Annotated in this window: 24 protein-coding genes and 1 tRNA gene; 5 read left to right on the forward strand and 20 right to left on the reverse strand. The window is 40.3% G+C overall.

Translation table 11 applies throughout. The features are described from left to right. Nucleotides 1-159: 159 nt before the first annotated feature. Nucleotides 160-1,032: an STAS domain-containing protein gene (locus tag KVT11_RS12075; protein ID WP_116307142.1), complete on the reverse strand. Its 873-nt coding sequence runs from the start codon at nt 1,030-1,032 to the stop codon at nt 160-162. A 99-nt stretch (nt 1,033-1,131) separates the two neighbouring features. Between KVT11_RS12075 and KVT11_RS12080 the strand changes: the two genes are divergently transcribed. Next, nucleotides 1,132-1,202: transfer RNA gene (locus KVT11_RS12080), tRNA-Gln, on the forward strand. 55 nt (nt 1,203-1,257) lie between these two features. On the opposite strand, the gene KVT11_RS12085 is transcribed toward KVT11_RS12080, so the two are convergent. Beyond that, nucleotides 1,258-1,638 carry a Spx/MgsR family RNA polymerase-binding regulatory protein gene (locus tag KVT11_RS12085; protein ID WP_007501232.1) on the reverse strand — a complete coding sequence of 127 codons (381 nt, stop codon included), beginning with the start codon at nt 1,636-1,638 and terminating at the stop codon, nt 1,258-1,260. A gap of 212 nt (nt 1,639-1,850) precedes the next feature. Here KVT11_RS12085 and KVT11_RS12090 point away from each other — a divergent pair, with 212 nt between their 5' ends. After that, nucleotides 1,851-2,093, forward strand: a complete 243-nt coding sequence (locus tag KVT11_RS12090; RefSeq protein ID WP_003217440.1) for a DUF2626 domain-containing protein — start codon at nt 1,851-1,853, stop codon at nt 2,091-2,093. A gap of 48 nt (nt 2,094-2,141) precedes the next feature. On the opposite strand, the gene KVT11_RS12095 is transcribed toward KVT11_RS12090, so the two are convergent. Continuing rightward, entirely contained in the window at nt 2,142-2,780 is a 639-nt protein-coding gene (locus KVT11_RS12095) for an MBL fold metallo-hydrolase (protein WP_017357989.1), read from the reverse strand. A 160-nt stretch (nt 2,781-2,940) separates the two neighbouring features. On the opposite strand from KVT11_RS12095, the gene KVT11_RS12100 reads away from it, so the two are divergent. After that, nucleotides 2,941-3,114, forward strand: coding sequence for a DUF2759 domain-containing protein (locus tag KVT11_RS12100; RefSeq protein ID WP_003217333.1), 174 nt, complete (start codon nt 2,941-2,943; stop codon nt 3,112-3,114). 24 nt (nt 3,115-3,138) lie between these two features. On the opposite strand, the gene KVT11_RS12105 is transcribed toward KVT11_RS12100, so the two are convergent. The 11 genes from KVT11_RS12105 to rpmG all read right to left on the reverse strand — a co-directional run bounded on the left by KVT11_RS12105 (nt 3,139) and on the right by rpmG (nt 12,838). After that, nucleotides 3,139-3,453 carry an MTH1187 family thiamine-binding protein gene (locus KVT11_RS12105; RefSeq protein ID WP_008342314.1) on the reverse strand — a complete coding sequence of 105 codons (315 nt, stop codon included), beginning with the start codon at nt 3,451-3,453 and terminating at the stop codon, nt 3,139-3,141. A gap of 77 nt (nt 3,454-3,530) precedes the next feature. After that, nucleotides 3,531-4,784, reverse strand: a complete 1,254-nt coding sequence (locus KVT11_RS12110) for an MFS transporter (protein WP_007501238.1) — start codon at nt 4,782-4,784, stop codon at nt 3,531-3,533. 330 nt (nt 4,785-5,114) lie between these two features. After that, nucleotides 5,115-6,236, reverse strand: a complete 1,122-nt coding sequence (locus tag KVT11_RS12115; protein WP_116307144.1) for a M14 family metallopeptidase — start codon at nt 6,234-6,236, stop codon at nt 5,115-5,117. 86 nt (nt 6,237-6,322) lie between these two features. Continuing rightward, nucleotides 6,323-8,242: an LTA synthase family protein gene (locus KVT11_RS12120; RefSeq protein WP_025207626.1), complete on the reverse strand. Its 1,920-nt coding sequence runs from the start codon at nt 8,240-8,242 to the stop codon at nt 6,323-6,325. A gap of 212 nt (nt 8,243-8,454) precedes the next feature. Beyond that, a complete protein-coding gene (locus tag KVT11_RS12125) occupies nt 8,455-9,408 on the reverse strand; it encodes an ROK family glucokinase (RefSeq protein ID WP_035390822.1) in 954 nt (317 codons plus the stop codon). A gap of 13 nt (nt 9,409-9,421) precedes the next feature. Then, a complete protein-coding gene (locus tag KVT11_RS12130) occupies nt 9,422-9,625 on the reverse strand; it encodes a YqgQ family protein (RefSeq protein ID WP_008342322.1) in 204 nt (67 codons plus the stop codon). A gap of 70 nt (nt 9,626-9,695) precedes the next feature. After that, entirely contained in the window at nt 9,696-11,234 is a 1,539-nt protein-coding gene (locus KVT11_RS12135) for a rhomboid family protein (RefSeq protein WP_025207628.1), read from the reverse strand. 86 nt (nt 11,235-11,320) lie between these two features. Continuing rightward, nucleotides 11,321-11,494, reverse strand: a complete 174-nt coding sequence (locus tag KVT11_RS12140) for a hypothetical protein (RefSeq protein WP_017357994.1) — start codon at nt 11,492-11,494, stop codon at nt 11,321-11,323. 100 nt (nt 11,495-11,594) lie between these two features. Next, nucleotides 11,595-11,918 (reverse strand): hypothetical protein, encoded by a 324-nt coding sequence (locus KVT11_RS12145; protein WP_223255640.1) that lies wholly within the window; start codon nt 11,916-11,918, stop codon nt 11,595-11,597. 160 nt (nt 11,919-12,078) lie between these two features. Then, nucleotides 12,079-12,639: a 5-formyltetrahydrofolate cyclo-ligase gene (locus KVT11_RS12150; protein ID WP_116307146.1), complete on the reverse strand. Its 561-nt coding sequence runs from the start codon at nt 12,637-12,639 to the stop codon at nt 12,079-12,081. Between the two features lie 49 nt (nt 12,640-12,688). Continuing rightward, nucleotides 12,689-12,838 carry a 50S ribosomal protein L33 gene (gene rpmG / locus KVT11_RS12155; protein ID WP_008360061.1) on the reverse strand — a complete coding sequence of 50 codons (150 nt, stop codon included), beginning with the start codon at nt 12,836-12,838 and terminating at the stop codon, nt 12,689-12,691. Nucleotides 12,839-13,289: 451 nt separating this feature from the next. Here rpmG and KVT11_RS12160 point away from each other — a divergent pair, with 451 nt between their 5' ends. Together KVT11_RS12160 and KVT11_RS12165 are read left to right on the forward strand one after the other, a co-directional pair. Beyond that, a complete protein-coding gene (locus KVT11_RS12160; protein WP_116307148.1) occupies nt 13,290-13,637 on the forward strand; it encodes a hypothetical protein in 348 nt (115 codons plus the stop codon). Beyond that, a complete protein-coding gene (locus tag KVT11_RS12165) occupies nt 13,634-14,134 on the forward strand; it encodes an endolytic transglycosylase MltG (protein ID WP_007501254.1) in 501 nt (166 codons plus the stop codon). Before KVT11_RS12160 ends, KVT11_RS12165 begins: the two co-directional genes overlap by 4 nt. 44 nt (nt 14,135-14,178) lie before the next feature. On the opposite strand, the gene pstB (KVT11_RS12170) is transcribed toward KVT11_RS12165, so the two are convergent. The 6 genes from pstB (KVT11_RS12170) to KVT11_RS12195 all read right to left on the reverse strand — a co-directional run bounded on the left by pstB (KVT11_RS12170) (nt 14,179) and on the right by KVT11_RS12195 (nt 20,970). Continuing rightward, a complete protein-coding gene (gene pstB, locus KVT11_RS12170) occupies nt 14,179-14,961 on the reverse strand; it encodes a phosphate ABC transporter ATP-binding protein PstB (protein WP_025207631.1) in 783 nt (260 codons plus the stop codon). Between the two features lie 15 nt (nt 14,962-14,976). After that, nucleotides 14,977-15,789, reverse strand: a complete 813-nt coding sequence (gene pstB, locus KVT11_RS12175; RefSeq protein ID WP_007501258.1) for a phosphate ABC transporter ATP-binding protein PstB — start codon at nt 15,787-15,789, stop codon at nt 14,977-14,979. Nucleotides 15,790-15,812: 23 nt separating this feature from the next. Continuing rightward, nucleotides 15,813-16,697 carry a phosphate ABC transporter permease PstA gene (pstA, locus tag KVT11_RS12180; RefSeq protein ID WP_007501259.1) on the reverse strand — a complete coding sequence of 295 codons (885 nt, stop codon included), beginning with the start codon at nt 16,695-16,697 and terminating at the stop codon, nt 15,813-15,815. Continuing rightward, a complete protein-coding gene (pstC, locus tag KVT11_RS12185; protein WP_017357999.1) occupies nt 16,697-17,623 on the reverse strand; it encodes a phosphate ABC transporter permease subunit PstC in 927 nt (308 codons plus the stop codon). The genes pstA and pstC overlap by 1 nt, the downstream gene beginning before the upstream one ends. Before the next feature lie 79 nt (nt 17,624-17,702). Beyond that, nucleotides 17,703-18,620: a phosphate ABC transporter substrate-binding protein gene (locus KVT11_RS12190; RefSeq protein ID WP_007501261.1), complete on the reverse strand. Its 918-nt coding sequence runs from the start codon at nt 18,618-18,620 to the stop codon at nt 17,703-17,705. Between the two features lie 214 nt (nt 18,621-18,834). Then, nucleotides 18,835-20,970: a peptidoglycan D,D-transpeptidase FtsI family protein gene (locus KVT11_RS12195; RefSeq protein ID WP_017358000.1), complete on the reverse strand. Its 2,136-nt coding sequence runs from the start codon at nt 20,968-20,970 to the stop codon at nt 18,835-18,837. Between the last annotated feature and the right edge of the window lie 112 nt (nt 20,971-21,082).

The following is a 21,082-nucleotide window of genomic DNA, read 5'->3' on the forward strand; positions in this document are numbered from 1 at the left end:
GTTACTGATTTGAAGATAAAGAATATCCTTTCGTGTCTGATTTATGGATAAAAAAAAGAGACCAAATCTGTATGCGAATTGGTCATCTCATTCATATGCTCATTATATTGCTTCTCCTCGTCAACGGACCCGTTACTTTTATTAGTAACATTTTTTGGTTCACGTTGCTTCTTGCTGCTGCTCTTCAAAGATACGAAATCCTCTTTTTTCTAAAGCTTTTGCAAGGCTGTGTTCAGTATTTACTTTTGAGAAATCAATGCCCAGTTTCACTACAGTTTGAGCGATTTCTGGGCGAATGCCTGATATAATCGTCTCAATTCCTAGCAACTTCGCACTATCGACCACTTTAAACAACTGATAAGCAACCATCGTATCAACAACGGGAACGCCAGATATATCAATAAATAAATGCGTTAGACGCAGTCTAGATGCCTGTTCTAGTACTGATTCCAAAATGATTTTTGCCCGGTACGTATCAATTTCACCAATCAGCGGCAAAATACCGATCTCTTTTGAAACTGGAATAACAGGCGCACTAAGCTCTTGAATCATTTCTCTTTGTGCATTAAGCTGATTGATTGTCACGCGATCATACTCTTCTGATAAACGTGCAATCATGTCATCAAATGTTGCGTGAAAATGCTGATTCCAATCGCACACATCTTTGAGTGTCACTTCAAGCTCCGTTTGTTGTGTAAAGGTCTCAATTCTGGAACAAAAAATGTGACGGAACACCTTAAATTGTCCGATGATTTCATATAAAGGTACTTCATGAACAGCTCGATCGCGGGCAATATCAACCGACCACTTTTTTAGGTGGTCTTCTACTTTATCTGATAGCGTGACTAACGTTGCTGCAATGGTTTGGATAAATGCTGTGTTTTGTTCTTTCAGCTTCTTTTCTGTCTCCTCTGAAGCATGTTTGGAGTATAATGAGCCTTCTTCTGTTCTTGTTTTCAGCCATTCTTCGGTCATGACAGGGGCTTCTTTAAGAATAAATTCATATAATTGCTCTGATTTTTCACTTTTCATTTCTGTCGTTCGCTCCTTTTTCACTTACAACTAGTGACAACCAACTTTTTATGTATAAATGACCGCAGATGGTGAACAATAGCATTACACGTTTCATATTGGGCTATAGCCAAGTGGTAAGGCAATGGACTTTGACTCCGTGATCGTTGGTTCGAACCCAGCTAGCCCAGTTCAGCACAAAAACGAAGACGGCTGAAACATCATTCAGCTGATCTTCGTTTTTGATTAGGAAACCGATTGATGAATCGCTTTCTTTTTTGAAATTTTCATGAGTTCTCCTGGATTATAGCCGACCACTAATTTATTTCCATCAATGATAATAGGTCTCCGGAGCAGCTTTGGTTTTTCAATGAGAAGCTGAAGTACCTCATTTACTTTTAGATCATTAATATTTAAATTTAAGCTTTTAAAAGCTTGGCTTCGAGTAGCTAAAATTTCATCCATTCCTTCTGTTGTTAAGGAAAGGATTTTTTTCAATTCGTCTAGTGTTGGCGTTTCTCTGAAAAGGTGACGCTCTTTAAAATCAATTTGATTGGCCTTTAACCAATGTTTTGTTTTGCGGCAAGACGTGCAGCTTGGGTATGAATAAAAAGTAATGTCACTCATTAGTCTTCCTCCTTAGGTCGTTAACCTTTTCTCTTATGGACTAAGTACCCTCATAAATTTAGGCATAAACACTTTTTCATCACTTTTTCAAAAAATTTTTTTCTAACGAAAGAATGAATGTTCACACGTTGTCAAAAATGTAAATGTTTACATAACAAGTGATCATCAGCTATAATATGAATCAAAGGGGTTTTTTAAGGGGAGGGAAAGAAATGAATCGCATGTTCCGCGTTCTTGGGTTTTGGACGGGTATTTTTGCTGTCATGTTCTATTTAGGACATATGAAAGATGCATCCTTGCTGTTCTTCGGTCAAACCGTTCTTTTTGTATTTTTATCCTACTTGAATTTATCCGAAAGAATGTATATTTACATTTTCGGAGCGTACTTGACGATTTTCTTTGCCGGATTTACATATTATTCGATTTTCATCATGGTTCCCGGTACCGGACATTAATAGAAAAAAGCATCTCTTTTGAAAGAGATGCTTTTTTCGTGCGTGCGATTATAAAGAAAACCCATTGATAAACGGATTTTGCTCCTGTTCTGTAAGCACAGTTGTTTCCTCGCCATGTCCACTTAACACAAGAGTTGATTCTGGCAATGACAACAATTTGTCATGTATCGATTGAAGCAGCACGTCTTGATTACCGCCCGTTAAATCAGTTCTCCCGATACCGCCTTGGAATAAAGTATCACCAGAAATGACAAACCCCTCTTCCGCTGAATAGTAAGACACACTGCCAGGTGAATGACCTGGTGTGTGGAACATTTCTAATGTAAACGATCCAATTTGAAGAGGTCCTTCTGACGTAATCAATTGTTCAGCTTCTTTGACCGTTATTCCGTTACCAATAAGTCGAGCTGAACCGTTTAACTGAGCATTTGTCAGCCATTCTTTTTCCTTTTCATGGACATAAAGCGGAATTCCCCATTCTTGACGCACCTCATCTGCTGCACCAATATGATCAAAATGGGCATGTGTCAATAAGACAGCAAGTGGTTTCAGCTGTTTTTCTTTCACATAAGAAATTAGCTTTTGCGCTTCGCCGCCTGGATCAAAAATTAAACATTCTCCTTGTTCATTTTTCCAAATATATGCGTTCGCTTGCACATAGCCTAGTGGCATTCTTCTCCAATTCATTTTCATCACCTACTACTTTTTTCATTCTTTTTTATTATGAAGGCTATTCAATAAAAATTCAAACAATCGTCAACTTGAATGTACTCGACAAGCTTTATGAAAACGGTTAAAATGAAAAGAAAGGAAATCAAGGGGATTGATGACAAAGGGGGACTTTCATATGATGCTCGTCATTATTTTTGGTCTAGTCACGATTTTAGCCGCTCTCGGCATCTATCGCTCACTCAAAAAAGTGAACGTACTAGCCATTGCTTTCGCTGGCGCCACATTTTTGGTTTTTGGATGGTTTACCGTCATGACCATCATCTATAGCGGTTATCCAACTGCACATTAAAAGCCTGCAATTAGCAGGCTTTTTCTATTGATTCAAATGTTTATTCACGCTTTCTAATTTGCTTGAAAGGGTGGTCGTTTGATCTCTTCTGTCATCTATGCGGATATTGGTTGCTACTCGGTGTAAACCCTTTTCAAATGGAGCTTCATGAATACGCTGAATGACCTCAAATAAAACGGATAGCTCCCCTTCAATTAAAGTATTCATTGGTGTGAGCTGATATTTGATTTTCCCTTCTTGTTGAAAGCCCTCTAACAGTCTTTGTACGTCTGCTACATAAGCACTCACGCTTGGTGTATCAGTGCCTATTGGAATGATGGTGACATCTGCTATCGCCATGGTTCTTGCTCCTTTCAATGATATCCTATTTCTTTCTCGTTCTCATTGTAACCCATCGTGATTCAAAAATGCCATGATCATGTGGCGTTTAAGCTTGGTTTGTCCCGTTCTATCGTCAAATCTGCTCTCTCTACCTTCCCAATATTCGTGAAAAGGAGCAAGCATATACCTGAAATAGCCTCTATCAGTCCTCCTGCTGCAATGACATAACCTGAACCGAATAACGTCGCCATATAACCACCAATGAGAGCGCCTAACGGTATCATTAAATACGAGATCATGTTAATAATCGCATACACTTGCGGCTGATCCTCCGCTTTTACTGACAATTGAATCATCGTATGTTCAGGTACATTGACTGCACTGATGGCTGCACCTAAGGCAAATGCAGATATAAACACAAGTGGTAATAAGGCATTCATCCCTGTAATGAAAAATGCAATTCCATCAACGATCCCTGCCCCGATAAACAACAGACCGTATCGATTCACTTTCACCTTTGTTAAAACGAATCCCATCAAAAATGCACCTAATGCCGTGGTCACTTTGATGAATGAATATACTACTGGTCCACTATGTAAATCTTCTGTTAAATAAATAACCGACAATGCCTCCCACGGTGCCGCAGCAAAATTGGAGCAGACACAAAAAATGGCTAATGGAAACAAAATATGATGACTTTTTACAAGTGAAAATCCCCTTATTAATCGTTTTCCGTATGATAATCCTTTTTTTCCTTTATCCATGATCGCTTCCGTTTTATATGTAATCAGCAAAACCAGTAAAGCGGACATGAGGTAAAGAGGAATAATCACAACCATTGTATATCCTACCCCTACAAATGCAATCATGACACCACAAATCGTCACAGTCACAAGCCTGACCACATGACTGGCTGATTGAATGGTTGCATTCGCCTTTTGTATCACATCTTCATGCACAAGCTTTGGAATAATGGACACCGAAGCTGGTTCATAGGAACCACCAGTCGCTGAATGCAGCAACATACCGCCAATGATGAGTGCCAAAGGAGAAAAATCATAAAAGTAACTCACCACAATCACAAGTATAATCGCCGCCCGAGTTAAATCAGCAAAGCACATCCAAAATTTCAATTGATGCGGCTTCATCATTGGGGTAATAAACGGCCCAATAATGGCTTGAGGGACAAAACTAACGGCAATAAAAAATGCTGTTCCAATTGCTCCTTTTCCCCCTAGCACTAAAAGCCACAAAATGGTGTTAAAAGATAAACTATCAGCAGTAATTTTACACATTTTAGAAACAAATAGATAAGTAAAATTCCGTTTCCACAGGCTTTGAGCATTCAATCATCGACATCTCCCTAATTCATATCCTTTTTTTTACATCCACTCTTTCACAATAGCTTACAGGGATGCTCTCGTCAATCACATCAGCACGGTTTTTATTGACCATAAGAAATTGATTGGTTTGAACGGATTAAATGATTGTTGACAAAGGGCGAAAATGAACTTGATTTTAGCCCTTTGTCTTCTTTTCAGCGTGATAAAAAACCTTTGCAGCCCTAGGAAGGACGAGTACTGGTGCGGAGCGAATTTCACCTTCGTGAGCACTGGCACGCAGGACTGACAAAGAATGCGAGGGTTTGTCTACACGCTGAAAGCACCAATTAGGTGCTTTTAATACTTACATGCTTCCCACAATAACCGCTTTGTTTTTTCATAGATCGAATCAAATTGACTCATAGAAAGCGGGTTCTTACCTCGCCCAAGTTCCACCGTATAGCCCTCACTTTTACATTGATAAATAAACCAATCTCGATAACCTGCATAGCTATCAAGATATTGAATCGCTTTGTAACCACTCACCCGTTCTAACCGTTCGACCGTCTCTTTTGAAATGGCCGGTTCGTGGCCAAGAAAACCCCAGTATATCTCTTCTCCTTGTGTATGAAGGGCAATTAGCCGGTCAAAGCGTTTTCGTAAGGCGAGATGTGCCATTGCTTTCGCTTCTGGTTCTGTTAACGGCTGATGCCCTGGGAAATCCCTATAAGACGGAGCTTTCGGCTTATTACGATAATATTCGATTTCCCAATAAGCAGGAAATTGATTGTTTAGATCAATTCCTCGAATATTCGCCTTCCATTCTCGATAATCGGAAAATCCACCATTTAGCGGCGCGAACTCCTCACCGCACAGCCCTAAAGATTCTGGACCATTGCGAACCAAATCAACACCGTCTGGATTTACCATCGGGACAATAGACAAAGCAGTAGTCTGCAATATACGAACCGCTTCATGATGTCTTGCTTGCACTGGATCAGAGGCCGCTAAACAAAGTGATTTAAGCCATTTTAATAAAACAGAGGTCGTGATCCATTCATTTGCATGAAAAGAGGCATTAACATGTATGGAATGTAAATGTTGTACAGGCTCCGTACGGATTTCATAAATGGGCGTATCAAGCACTGATTGACCAATCACACTCATTTGAAGAAAAGGAAAAACAGCTTTCAAATATTGAAGCTCTCCTTCTAAGTGAGCGCTATCATATTCAAATATTCCGCTGATCCAATCATCTGATTGCTGGAGCCGGTAAGGCGCTATGAAGCTTTGCACATCACCTACCGATTGAAATGAATGGGTCCCTTCTGGAAGTCTATACCCCGGTAAAAGGAGGTGATCCGTATTTGATTGATTGGATAAACGGAAAGCTTCTTTCCCTATACCAAGCTGCTTTGCCACATCCTCCTTCCTTGCTTCACCCAGATGCCATTCAATTGTGCCAAACGACTTTTTCATTTACATCCCTCCCCTCTCACACTATATGAACCAGTAAGTAAAAAAAGAAAACCTCTGCATGTAAATAGCAGAGGTTTTCTTTTAAATTAAGACGCCTTTTTTAGCTCAGTGTCATCTTCTTTTTTAGATGGTGAATGGTCCGAGTTGTTTCGGTCATAAAATCTAAGGAGATCTCCATAGATAATTTGATCAGAGAATTGAAGCTCCTGTTTTGCCTTTTCTTCATAAGACTGACAACCAGACTCATCTTCTCTCGGCTCACCCGTTTCTTTGTTGTAGCACACACCAGCTGTGAAAACACTGTCCTTCGTAATAAAACTTCCATCTCGAAGCACTGTGAAGTCATTTGTATCTTTTGATAATAGGTCATGACCAAATTGAATTTGCTTGCTTGTATCGATTCCTAGAAGGTTCATGACTGTTGGACGGATATCCACTTGGCCGCCAACTGTATCAATCTCTTTTGGATGTTTATCCGTGATACCAGGAATGTGTACAACAAATGGTACTTTTTGAAGCTGAACTTCTTCAAAAGGTGTAATGTCTTTGTTTAAGAATTGTCCCATTGCTTCGTTATGGTTTTCAGAAATCCCGTAGTGATCCCCATATAACACAAAAATGGAGTTATCGTATAACCCTGCTTCCTTCATTTTTTTAAAGAAAAGCTTTAGTGCCTCATCTTGATAACGCACTGTAGGGAAGTATTTGTTCAACGTTTTGCTCTTTGAGTCATATTCATCAATGAGCTTATCTTCTTCATCTAAGTCAAATGGAAAATGGTTCGTTAATGTAATCAATCTCGTATAAAACGGTTGCGGGATCGTTTTCATTAAATCCACTGACTGCTCAAAAAACGGACCATCTTTTAGTCCCCAGCCAACTGAATTTTCTTCATTTACATCGAATGATTTAATATCAAAAAATTTGTCGTAGCCAAAGCTGTCATAGATCAGATCACGGTTCCAGAAACTTTTGTTATTCGCATGAATAACAGAAGAATGATAGCCTTCCTCTTTTAACAACTCAGGTGCGGCTTTGAACTCGTTGCTTGGATTTGTGAAAAATACAGCTCCTCTTCCAAGCGGATAGAGTGAATTATCAACAATAAACTCGGAGTCGGATGTTTTCCCTTGACCCGTTTGATGATAGAAATTACTGAAATTGTAGCTTTTCTTGATCAATTTGTTTAAGAACGGCGTGATCTCTTTCCCATTCAATTTTTCATTGATCACAAAGCTCTGGGTAGACTCAAGCGATACTAAAATGACATTTCGTCCTTTTGCTTGACCAAACGTCTTTTCATTACGGTCTGTTTGATTTGCGCTTACATAGTTTTCAATTTCAGTTAAGCTATTGCTGTCAGCAAGTGCTCGCTGAGCGGATTGCTTCGATTGCAGAACCCCATCATAAATATGGAAGTTATATAAGCTGATGTTTTTCACTAGCATCTCTCGGTCAAATGAACGAGTTAACAGCTCTGGTCTTTCTGTTTCAGCCAGACCAAGGTTAAAGAAGAAAGTGGCTGCCACAAATAAATAATAAGCTGCACGTCCCTTACGTGAAATCGTTACATCTGTTCTAAAGGAAGGCTGTTTTTTATAGAGCCAAATTAAAATGATGATATCAACAAACATCAGAAAATCAACTGGTTCAATTAAAGAGGTAATACTTGACCCGAGGTCACCCATATTGTTTGTTTGAAATAGGACGGGGATGGTTAGAAAATCACTGTAGAATCGATAAAATACAATGTTAGCTAACAAAATAAATGTCAGAACAAAACTCGTCACGATGATATATCGATTGCGATTTTTTTCTTTAAAGAATAAACCGATACCGAAGATAAACAAGAGAAAGCTAAGCGGATTAATAAACAGGATAAATTCCTGCATGAAATTTTCAATTTTGATATTAAAACTAGATTTATAGATAACATAGGTTTTCACCCACATTAACAAAGTCGCAATCAGTAAAAATGAAATCGCCTTTAATCTTTTCTTTCGCATTGTAACCTCCTTATGCTAAAAACGCACTCAGGTTAGGGACATCCCCAATTATTGGTGCTTCTTCAAAAATAACTAAAGTATATCTTATCCTGTCTATGCTGGAAAATCAATGTCTTTTTCCCCATGACAAACTTATGAATATGCTAAACATTCAATTTCATGCCTATCTATCGCTGATTTTAATAAAAATGACATCATTATGACATTTTTGTTCAAGACAGCCACTTGTTTTTTGCCATCCATGCACCGCCGATCACGCCTGCATCGTTTCCTAGTGAGGCAATTACCACTTCAACATCCTCAGCACATGGCGGGAAGGCATGATGTTTGACGACACGCTCTACTTTACTGCGAAGAAGCTCGCCCGCTTTAGATACACCCCCGCCAATGACGATTTTTGTTGGGTTTAAGGCACTAGCCAGATTCGCAAGGACAAGACCAAGATGGGTTGTCACTTCATCTACGACACGCATCCCCAGTTCGTCTCCGTTTTCTGCTGCCTCAAATACATCCTTTGCAGACAGCGAAGTAAGTGAGCCAAGTGATGATGTATGGCTCTTTGTTTGTAATGAATCCTTTGCGATTCGGACGATACCTGTGGCAGACGCAATGGTTTCAATACAGCCTGTTCTCCCGCAGTTACATGGTGCTCCTTGAAATGGAACGGCACAAATATGACCAATTTCTCCACCAGCACCTGTTTCGCCTTGAACCACTTCTCCATTGACAATAATACCGCCGCCAACCCCTGTGCCCAGTGTAACCATCAGGATGTTTTTGGCGCCATCACCTGCACCCTTCCACATTTCACCGAGTGCAGCAATGTTTGCATCATTTTCGATGACAGATGGAAGTCCTGTCTCTGCCTCTAAATGGTCTTTCAAGGGATAGTTTGTCCAGCCCAGATTCGTTGTTTTATAGACAATTCCGGATACTTTATCCACTGGTCCAGGTGCCCCCATACCGATCCCAATTAGGGCTGATTTCGGCATGCTGATCTCAACTAGTTTATGGTCAATTGACTTGGCAATGTCGACTGTAATTGTCTGCCCAGATTTATCCGTAGGAATCTCCCACTTATGCTGAATTTCACCATAAAGATTAATAAACGCAAGCTTAATTGTCGTACCGCCAAGATCAACTCCTACAAACCAATCCCCTGTCATATGTCCTCCACCTTCACATTGTTTTTCGATTTAATTTGGCTAGTTCCATTTGAAGGATGGTCATTGCGTTTGACCATTCAGTTCGATCGATGATGCCCGATGTGTACATTTCCTTCAATTCATCTGCCATAAATTCTAATTCCACTTCACGATCTCCGAAATACACGTAATTTCCAAATCTCATGAGCAGCTGCTGTACATCATATAACGTTTTCATTATTTTCACCATTTCTCTAAATCAACAGATAGGATAAGCGTATTCATAAATACGCTTTCAGTCAAGTCATTCAACGTGTTTGAGTGTTTTCAATATATTGTTTCAACTTTAAAAATTGGTCATTTTGCGGATCTTGTTTTAATGCTTTTTTGATGAATTCGGCTGCTTCCGCTGTCTCGCCTTTTTCTACATACAACAACGATAAGTGATACAATTTATTCGGCTCATTTGGATCTTTTTCAAGCGACTTTTGCAAATACTCAATGGCCTTGTCAAGATGTCCAAGCTGCGCTTCGGAAAGCGCATATATATGAAGTGCTTCAGCTGAGGCATCCTTTTGCTTTACATATTCCTCTAGACGCTGACTTGCTTCGCTATAGTGCTTTTCATCAAATAAACTCGCTGCCTCGCTAGTTGCCGCCGCTTCTTTTTGATCGTCTGAATGAAACCCTGTATACAATCCAAAGCCGCCAATAAGGAGGAGAAGAAGACTAGCAAGAAGCATTTTGACAGGCTGAAACTGTTTAGGAAGACGGACCGCTAAAGCGGCTAAAAATCCCCCAGCGAGCCCCCCAAGATGCCCTGCATTATCAATCCCTGATACAGTGAAACCTATCCCTAAATTGATGAGGATAATCACGATAATATTTGTCCCCATCGTACGAAAGAAGAGCTTCCGGTTAGAAATCGCTAAATATAACAATGCGCCTAAACAGCCAAAGATCGCACCTGATGCTCCTGCTGCGATGGCTGTATTAAACACAAAGCTCGCTATGGAGCCAAAGATGCCGGAAATTAAATAAATGAGCAAAAATCTTCCTGAACCATAAATTCTCTCAACAGCCGCTCCAACGGACCAAAGAGCAAATGTATTAAAGAGTAAATGCGTCAAACCAATGTGTAAAAACATAGGTGTCACAAAACGCCACCATTCACCCTCTAAAATCAGCATATTATTTTTCGCACCAAATGCTGTTAAAGTGGCTGTATTGGTACTTCCACCAGATAATTCAAGTAAAAGAAACATCACCACTTGAACTGCGATTAACAAGTAGGTAAAAATCGGCCTGCCATTTTGGAAAACAGCCCGTTCTCGTTCACGCTGCTTTTCCTGATCTTGAAATGCCTGAAGCACGTTCATTTTAAGCTGCATCACATCTTCGGCTGTATCTGCCTTCGCCTCTTCTACATCAATCGAAAGTGATGTATTCAGCCATTTTTGCAGCTCGTGTCCATCGTTTTGAAGGGTTTCTTCATTCAGTAAAACAGGTGTCACCGTCACCTTTTGCTGTTTTTGCGGTTGACCGTTTATGTCTTCCCAATCATCTACTGGATGATCAGCTGTAAATTGTAGCTGCAGGAGATGAAGAGAACGTTTACGCATGGCTTCTCTTAACTGATTCATCCGAAAGGCCTGCTCTTCCATATCTCGAACGATCTCCTGTCTAAAATTCACATCTCTTCTATATAGACGGATGAGATCATATCCTGAGTTTCGTGGTGCTTCAAAAAAGATTTCATCTTCTGGGTAAGGACTTTGAATCATCTCGTATCCTTTTTGTCTGAGTTCATCAATCACTCGCCAAAATAGACTATCTATGACATTCATTCATTCGCGCTCCATTTTTTACATTATTATAGCAAGAATTACTCTTATACGCATTTCTCAACAAAAAAATCCCGGCTTTTGCGGGATTAGAATGCTTGGCGAATAAATTTCGTCCGAAAATATGGGATTTTCATCAGCCATTTAATAAAAAAGTGACGCACTTGGTTTTGACCTAAGATCAAATTCATGACCCGATAACGATTTTGCACAAGAACGAATGCAAACAGTGTGAACACAATGCTCCAAATCATTTTATTCATCATATTCCCTCCTATGTTCGTATCGTGGCTTAAATAGGATTTGTTTATGCATGAACCGTCATTTTTATCGCTGACCATGGCCTCTTTTATTAGTCAGTTTTCACAGCCTAATCCCTTGTTCTTTTGATTGAATATAAAACTCTTCTCCATACTCTGTGTGAAGATAAGCTACATCAAATTGTTGAAGATCAATCAAATCCTTGAACGTATGAAGCAGCTTACCATTCCACTCTAACTCTTCGATCTTGTGCGGGAAGTTGGGATCGTTTGGATTTGGTGTATGGATGTATACTGCGTCTAGTGCAGGATCTTGTTCGTAAATACAAATCCATGTTTGATATGGCTTTTCAAAACCTTCAAGCAGCTTGAGTGTTCTATTGTACAAGGCGACATGAGCTTTAATATGCTCTCTTCTTATTTTCAAGCTATTTTTCCCAACACCCAAAAAATCAAGATGGGTATGAAAAAAATCGAACCAATAATCATGATCAAGTTGTAAGTCAAAAGTATTCACTTCGACCAACGCATCAAACCAAACAGTCTCAACACAAAAAAGCCCGGTCTTACGCATAGGCAGCGGACTTTTACTTTTGATAAAACGCGCCTTTCTCACTGACCATGATAGATACTGGTATGTCATGCGGTTCAGCTGGAAGATGGTCTACTTGCTGAACAGAGAGGCTAAGAGCAAGCGTGATTCCATGATAATCAGCTAAATACCGGTCATAATAGCCGCCTCCGTAACCAATCCGGTAACCACGTTGATCGAAGCACACCCCAGGAACAATGATCAAATCAATGGCTTCTTTATGTACAGCTGTAGACTCAAGAGGGTCTGGCTCCAATAGCCCAAAGTAGCTGGATGTCATCTTTGTTTCAGGTGTATATTCATAAAACACCATCTCTTTTGTTTTCGGAAAACAGGTGGGAATACAAACTGTTTTTCCTTCTTCCCACGCTTTTTCAATCAGAGGCATTGTCGGTATTTCTTTTCCCCTAGACATAGTCAAAGCAATCGTTTTCGCCTGTTTCCATGCTGGCAGCTGCAACAAGTGTTCATGAAGTAGAGCGGCGTGGCGATTGAACTCTTCAGCGCTTATCTGATCAAGCATGGCCAATGTTTGAAGGCGGAGCTCCTTTTTCATACAGGTTCATCTCCCATCATAAAAAAACAGCAGGAAAATTCCCTGCTGCTTACTTTGTTTCACGATGTAAAGTTTGTTTTTTATCACGTGAGCAATACTTTTTGAATTCAACGCGATCTGGATTGTTTCGCTTATTCTTTTTAGTAATATAGTTACGCTCACCGCATTCAGTGCAAGCTAGAGTAATATTTACGCGCATGTTTTTCCCTCCAAACTAAAATCAATTCACATTCAGACCTAACTATAATACCACTTCTAGCTAAGGAATGCTAGAATGTTTTTTCACCAATTTCATTTTTCAATGCATTCCACCCGCATCCTGATCCATATTGTCTGATCATGTGATGAAAAATCGCCTTCTCCCCTATAAAAACACGTTCTTTGTCGTACTGTATACATGAGAACCCCCTCTTTGTTCCACAGCTTTTTTTCATCTGATCCGTCTTCTTTTATTTTAACAGCGGGCAAGGTTTTCATACTTGGTTTCCCTATAAAAAGAAAAATGATGAAAAAAAGGTGATTTTTTCAGCAATTCCTTTTGAAACTAGCTTTTTTATGGTATAAAAAAGAAGGGTCGAAAACTGTCTGAAACAATCATGAGAGCCTTTTTTGGCTTTCAGCATTAAAATATGAATAAAAGGTGATGAAACATGGAAATTGCAATTATCGGATTGCTTGTTGTCAGTATTGTACTGATCGCATTCTCATATTTTCAAAGAGAGCCGATTAAAGAAGTCGAACAAGAACTTGAAACACTTCAACTATCTGCAATGCAAGAAATCTATAAACTGAAAAAGAAAATGAAGGTTCTTGAAGAAGAATTGCTTGAAACAAACATCGTTGTCCGCAAGCATTCAGAAATTGATCCATCTATTGCAAGACAAATCATTTCAAAGCATCAAAATGGCATGTCTCCTGAGGCGATTGCGCGCGCTGAGCATGTATCTGTAGAAGATGTAACCATGATCATTAAAGACAACGAGAGGGTGCTTGTATGACGAAAAAAAGCATCCAAACGTTTGCAGCAGGTATGATTCTTGCAACTGGTGTTCTGGCGATCGTCTTTTTCCTTACTGGAAAAGATGAAGCGGCAGCTGATTCTACAACAAAAGAAACCCTCGCAGCGAAAGTGACAGACACTGACGTGAAAAATTACTTAGACTCTAAAAAAGAAGTCTCCGTCAGCCGTGAAACATATCAACAACTTCTTGATTATAAAGAAAAAGCGCTGAAAGCAAGTGAAGACGGCGATTCTCAGAACGATAAACAAACAACGGACAAGCCAAAAGGCAAAACGGTTAAATTCGTGATTAAAAACGGTATGAGCACAAGTGATGTTTCAGACATGCTTGAAAAGGACGGAATCATCAACTCGTCTAAAGATTTTAATGATTACGTGATAGACGCAGGCTACCATAAAGAAATTCGTGCCGGCAAATTCAATTTAAAAACAGGTATGACATTCAAACAAATTGTCAAAGCCTTAACAAAATAACATCAAAAACCCCCTGGCGGCATTGACCTCCAGGGGGTTTTTGATTATCCAAATCGTCCTGATATATAATCATTTGTTCTTTGATCATTTGGCTCTGAAAACATCACATTCGTATCATTGACCTCAACAAGCTCGCCCATCAAGAAGAACGCTGTTCGGTCGGATACCCTTGCCGCTTGCTGCATATTATGCGTCACAATGGCAATCGTATATTTTTCTTTCAGTTTCATGATTAATTCTTCAATCTTTAATGTTGAAACGGGATCAAGCGCAGATGTTGGTTCATCCATTAATAGAATATCTGGGCTTGTGGCAATGGCTCTTGCGATACAAAGACGCTGCTGCTGACCGCCGGAAAGACCTAATGCAGGCGCACTTAATCGATCTTTCACTTCATCCCAAAGGGCAACATCACGAAGCGCTTTTTCAGCGATTTCTTTCAATTGCTGCTTGCTCTTCACTCCGTGAATTCTTGGTCCATAGACGACATTATCAAAAATAGATTGAGGGAATGGGTTTCCTTTTTGAAAGACCATCCCGACGTTTTTACGCAGTTCCACTAGATCGACACGGCCTTTTAAAATATTGTCACCGTTATACATCATATCCCCGGTGATTTTAACACCTGGCACTGTTTTGACCATGAGATTTAAGGTCTTTATAAATGTTGACTTTCCGCAGCCGGACGGGCCGATAATCGCTGTGACCTCATGCTCTTTAATGTCTAAATCAATATGCTTCAGTGCGTGATGCTGTCCGTACCAAAGGTTCATATCATTCACACGAAACACTTCTTTTTTGGCTGTTTTAGTTGCTACTGCATTCATCAAAATCCACCCGCCTTATCCGAATCGACCATTAATATAGTCTTCTGTTTTTTGCTGCGCAGGACGTGTAAAGATACGTTCAGTCGCATCGTATTCCACTAGATCACCGTTCAGGAAAAAGGCTGTATGATCAGATACACGTAACGCTTGCTGCATATTGTGTGTGACAATGACAATCGAATAATCATGTTTCAATTCCGATAATAGCTCTTCAATTTTTGCATTTGAGATCGGGTCTAAGGCAGAAGCCGGTTCATCTAATAAAAGCACGCTAGGTTTCATCGCAAGGGTACGTGCAATACAGAGGCGCTGCTGCTGGCCACCTGATAATGATAAGGCAGAGCGGTGCAAACGATCTTTGACCTCATCCCATAGCGCTGCCTTTGTTAAGCTTTCTTCTACCGCATCATCAAGCACTGATTTCCTTTTTTCACCCGCATATTTTAGCGCATGCGTAATATTGTTGTAGATGGATTTAGGAAATGGATTTGGCTTTTGGAAGACCATCCCAATTTCTCTTCTTAAATTCACCACATTAATACGGTCATCCAAAATATTTAACCCTTCGTACATGATCGCCCCTTCACTTCGTGCACCTGGAATTAGGTCGTTCATGCGGTTAATGCTGCGTAAAAAAGTCGATTTTCCGCACCCTGATGGGCCGATTAATGCAGTAATTGCATTTTTTTCAATTTCAAATGAAATTTGATTGACCGCTCTTTTTTCACCATAATAAATACTTAAATCCTGCACCTGTAGAATCTGTTCCGCTTGAAGTGGAGCCTTTTTTGCTGCAATCTCTTTTTTTTCTGCTAGCATTTGAACCATATCCCCTTCACACCTCTCACTATTTATTTTGACGTAAGCTTCTTATGAATAAATGAACCAAGCCATCTAGCTGCTAAGTTGAATACTAATACAGAGAGCACAAGTACGGCTGATGCACCATTTGCAATGGCCTCTGCATCTGGAATAATCCCCTGTGTATTGACGTTCCATATATGAACGGCTAATGTTTCTGCCGGTCTAAAAATATTCAGTGGTGATGTATCGGAGAAAGGACTCCAGTTTGTAAAATCAAGACGCGGTGTTGAAAGACCTGCTGTGAAAAGAAGAGCAGCCGCCTCACCGAAAACTCTTCCCGATGCTAAAATCGCTCCGGTAATAATGGATGGAATCGCACCTGGGATCAGAACCGTCTTCACTGTATGCCACTTTGTCACACCGAGCGCAAGCGATGCTTCCTTTTGATCCTTCGGTACAGATCGAAGTGCATCTTCTGTCACCCTGACCATCACTGGCAGGTTAAAGACAGTCAGCGCAAGGGCTCCTCCGATGATCGTATAGCCCCATCCTGTTAAATTAACAAACATCAGCAAACCAAACATACCGATGACGATCGATGGCAGAGACGATAACACTTCAATACATGTACGAATAAAATCAGTCACTTTGTTTTGAGGTGCATATTCTGCCATGTACACCCCGCCGCCCACGCCAAGAGGCACGGTAAACAGCATCGTAATAAATAGAATGTAAAACGAGTTAAACAGCTGATCCCTAATACCGCCGCCAGAACCAATCGCACTTGAGCGTGTAGTCAAAAAGTCAAAATTTAATTCTTTGGCACCGTTGAAGATGATATAAGAAAACAAGCCAACAAGTATCGCCGTAATAATGGCGGCACATAATCCAAAAACAATTGTGGCAAAACGATCGGTCATTTTGCTATTCATTAAATCTTCCTCCTAGATGACAAGTATCTGATAATGAGTATGAACATAAATGATACAACTAGAAGGACAAGTCCCATTGACCAAAGTGTATTATTTTCAACACTTCCATACGTTGTATGTCCCATGTTTAACGTAATAATGGTTGTTAATGTACCAGCTGTGTCCATAATACTTTCTGGTAGATTACGCGTGTTTCCAATGACCATCTGAACGGCAAGGGCTTCTCCAAATGCTCTTGCCATTCCAAGCACGACTGCTGTCATTAATGTCGGAAGCGCTGCCGGTACAAGAACACGTCTGATCGTTTGCCATCTTGTTGCGCCTAATGCATACGATCCCTCACGTAAACTTTTTGGAAGTGAAGCCATTGCGTCAGTTGCAATGGATGTAACAGTTGGCAGAATCATAATAGACAGGACAATCGTTCCTGCTAAAACACTGTGCCCTGAACCGCTTGACTTGAAGTGTCCAATAAACGGCACCAATACTGTAAGACCTATGAATCCGTAAACAACGGATGGAATCCCTACAAGCAGTTCAATCACTGGCTGGAGAATTTTCCGTCCCCATGCAGGTGCAATTTCTGTCATAAAGATCGCTCCTGCGATGCCTAGCGGTGCTGCTATGAGTGCTGATAGAAGCGTGACAGCGATTGATCCAAAGATAAACGGAAATGCGCCGTATTGCGGATTTTCTGCTGTAGGGTTCCAATTGATACTGGTTAAGAACTCAATTGGGCTTACACCATTTACGATGAAAGATTGTAAACCCTTAATGCCAAGGAAGATTGTGATGGCAATTGATACAGCAATCATTAAGAATGCGCAAAATTTCACCAAAATACTTCCTCTTACTTCATCCATTTGCCTATTTTTTTTCGAGCTGATCAGTCGATCGCTCGCTTCTGTATGTTCTATCTGTTTCATCTTTTTCTACACTCCTATGAATGTCATAAAAGGAAAAGTGAAAAGCTCCACTTTTCCTTCATCATCAATTCAAGACCTTTTACTTATCTGTTTGTTTGCCTGTTGCGTCTCTTTCTACTTTCATATTAGAGACTGAGATGTAGCCTTGGTCTTTAACGATTTCTTTTTGTACTTCGTCACTCATCAAGTAATCTAAAAATTGTTTTGCTAAACCGTCTGGCTCACCTTTTGTATAAGAGTGCTCGTATGCCCAAATTGTATATTTACCGCTTTCTACATTGCTTTCTTCTGGTTTCACACCATCAATGCTAAGCGGTGTAATTTTGTCATCTGTTAAATAAGAGAATGCTAGGTACCCAATCGCACCTGGTGTTTCTGCAATCAACTTTTTCACTGTGTTTGAAGAATCCTCTGTGATTCCTTCTGCAGGTGTCGCGCCGTCAAGTGCATATTTCACAAATGTTGCACGAGTTCCTGATGAGTCTGGTCTGTTCACAAGTGTGATTTTTTGGTCTTTCCCGCCAAGCTCTTTCCAGTTTTTGATTTTACCAGTGAAGATTTTTTTCAATTCGTCCTTTGTGATGTCTTTGACACCAACTTCAGGGTTAACAGCTGCCGCCATTCCAACAACTGCTACTTTGTGGTCTTTTAAAGCTTTTGCGTCGATTCCGTCTTTCTCTTCTGCGAATACATCTGAGTTCCCAATTTGTACAGATCCTTCTGATACTTGAGAAAGTCCTGTTCCTGAACCGCCGGCTTGTACTTGAATATCGGCTTTTGGATGTTTATCCATGAATTTTTCTGCTGCCGCAAGAACTAAAGGCTGCATCGCAGATGATCCTGAGATGGTAATGGAACCTGATGCCTCATCTTTGTTTGAAGCATTTCCTTTACTGTCTTTTGAATCTCCGCTTGAGCTGCTGTTTCCGCATGCTGTGACGAATGCTAACAATGCGATAGTAAGGAAAGTAAGCAGCCATAATTTGTTCTTTTTCATTTCAAGAATACCCCCTGAATAATTTGTCCTACGAGTAATACATTAAAGGTTCTTTATTAATTTCGTTTAAATGGAATGTTAAGGTTTTGTAAATGTCGAAGATTTGTAGAGAAATTGCGGGGTTTTTTATGATTTTTGTCAATTTATATCGAAAAGTTTGAAGAAAATATAAAAAAACGCCCACAAAAAGTGAGCGTTTTTACCTAGAATAGGTCTAGTTATTTGTTTCTGCTTCATTTTCAATTTTGTTTTTGTTCTTCGCTTGTGTATCATTGCTTTCCTGTTTTGATTTCAGTTCAAAGTACTTGTCTAATACTTGTTCACCAATATCATTTGTAATCGGATAGCGCTGGTTGTAATCTTGATACACCCAAGGCACGACAACTGAAATCGCTACTTCTGGATTATCAGCAGGCGCATACGCAACAAGTGTTGTGTTATACGTCGGTGTGCCGCGTTTGCTTTTAATCGGGCCGTCATAGAATGATTGAGCGGTCCCTGTTTTGCCAGCTGGATTGTATTTTTTGTTGCCAAAGTTCGAATAAGCTGTCCCTCTTGGGTTCTGCATCACAAGCTTGAATCCTTGCTGTACGCGTTTGATCTCATCACTTGTCATATCGAGCTTATTCAGTACATCCGGCTTGACGGACTCCGTTACAGCCCCAATGCCTCTTTGCGGATCTGGCTCTCTCACTTCTTTTACGAGCTGAGGACGTAAACGATAGCCGCCATTGGCAATCGTTGAAACGTATTGCGCCATTTGCAGCGGTGTAAACGTGTCATATTGTCCAATCGCATAGTCAAGTAACAGACCGGATTGTGTAGACGTTCCACGATAGCCAGTTGCTTCGTTTGGCAGGTCAATACCTGTCTCCACTCCAAGACCAAATTTACTAAAATTGTAACGGAACGTATCAAACGCCTTTGTATCAATTGGGAGCGGCTGATTCTTACGATATTCCCCTTTCCCAATTGCAATCGCTGTTTTAAACATATACACGTTTGATGAACGTTCTAGTGCGGTTAAATCATTAATGAGTCCCATATTTTGATAGGATTTTTTCGGCGGTGACTGAGCGATATAGAGCGGTTCATCGTATTGGGTGCTTCCAATATGAAGGACGCCTGTTTTATAACCTGTCAGCACAGTTGCCCCTTTTACTGCTGATCCCATCGCATATGATGATGTCATCGTTCCTAGTGCATAGTCATCAAATTTGTATGTCCCATTCTTATTGGTAATCTGTTTACCCGCAATCGAGAGCACTTCCCCATTTCTCGGGTCCATCATGACAACAAACGCACGATCAAGAAGTTCTGTGCCGCCTCTTTGCTTCGCACTTTTCAAGTTCTTTTCGATGATTTTTTCCACCGCTTTTTGCAGCTGAATATCAATCGTCAGCACAAGGTCTTTCCCGCTCTTTCCTTCTGTTAACACTTTAGAGCTTGTGACATTGCCTTCTTTATCTGTTGTACTTTGTTCTTTTTCTTTTTGACCTTGCAGGACATCTTCATATTGATATTCAAGATAGCTTTTTCCTACACGATCATTTCGGCTGTAGCCGAGTGATAGATAATGTTCAAGCAGTGACGACGGAAGACCTTCATCACTTGAAGACACACTGCCGAGCATACTGCGGAGAAGTCCTTTATAAGGATAGCTGCGTGACCAGTCTGTTGTGACATCTACACCTGGCAGCTCGTCCAAATGCTCAGAGACGTAAGCAATTTCACTTGGTTTTACATCTTCATTTTTAATGAATTGAGGCGTAAGTGCATAGCCTGCATCCATTTGTCTTTTAATCGCAAGCACTTGCAAATCTTTTTTCGTCAGTTGATTTAATTCCTTGTCTGTGATGCGTTTCAGCTGGAGCTCGTATAGTTTATCATCAGAGACCTTATCGTCACCCTTTAAATCGGCTTCTTTTTGAACAAGCTTTTTCGCTTCATTCGGATGGGTTAAGATCCAGAAATCTTTTTTATCACGATCTGTGATTTTCTTCGTACTTACGTGAATCATATCCGCTAATTTTGTTGCCACTTTGAGCCGCTCTTCTTGTGAAGTCGTCGAGGTTCTCGTATATGTAATGGCATTTAGCGCTTTATTGCTGACAATCGTGTTATAGTTTCGATCATAAATTTTTCCTCGCGGAGCAGACGAGCTGACATTCACGTCTTCTTGTTTTTCTGCCTGCTTTTTATAATCTTCTCCATTCACAATCTGCACAAAACCGAGTCTGACCACAACACCGGTAAAAATAATGAACGCAGCTAAAAATAATAAATTCAGCCGGATCGGAAGTGTTTTGCGCCCTTCCTTCGCGTCTTTTTTGTTTTTCTTGTTTCTCATCACATCACCTTTTCTATCAAGAAAGAAATGGCACCCCTTTTTATGTATAAAAGGTGCCATCATCATTTTAGCGGTTTTTCTATCATTTATCTAGAAATTTGATGTTCCATTG

This window comes from Bacillus sp. GbtcB10 (genome assembly GCF_019091365.1).
In the GTDB taxonomy this organism is placed as follows: domain Bacteria; phylum Bacillota; class Bacilli; order Bacillales; family Bacillaceae; genus Bacillus; species Bacillus altitudinis.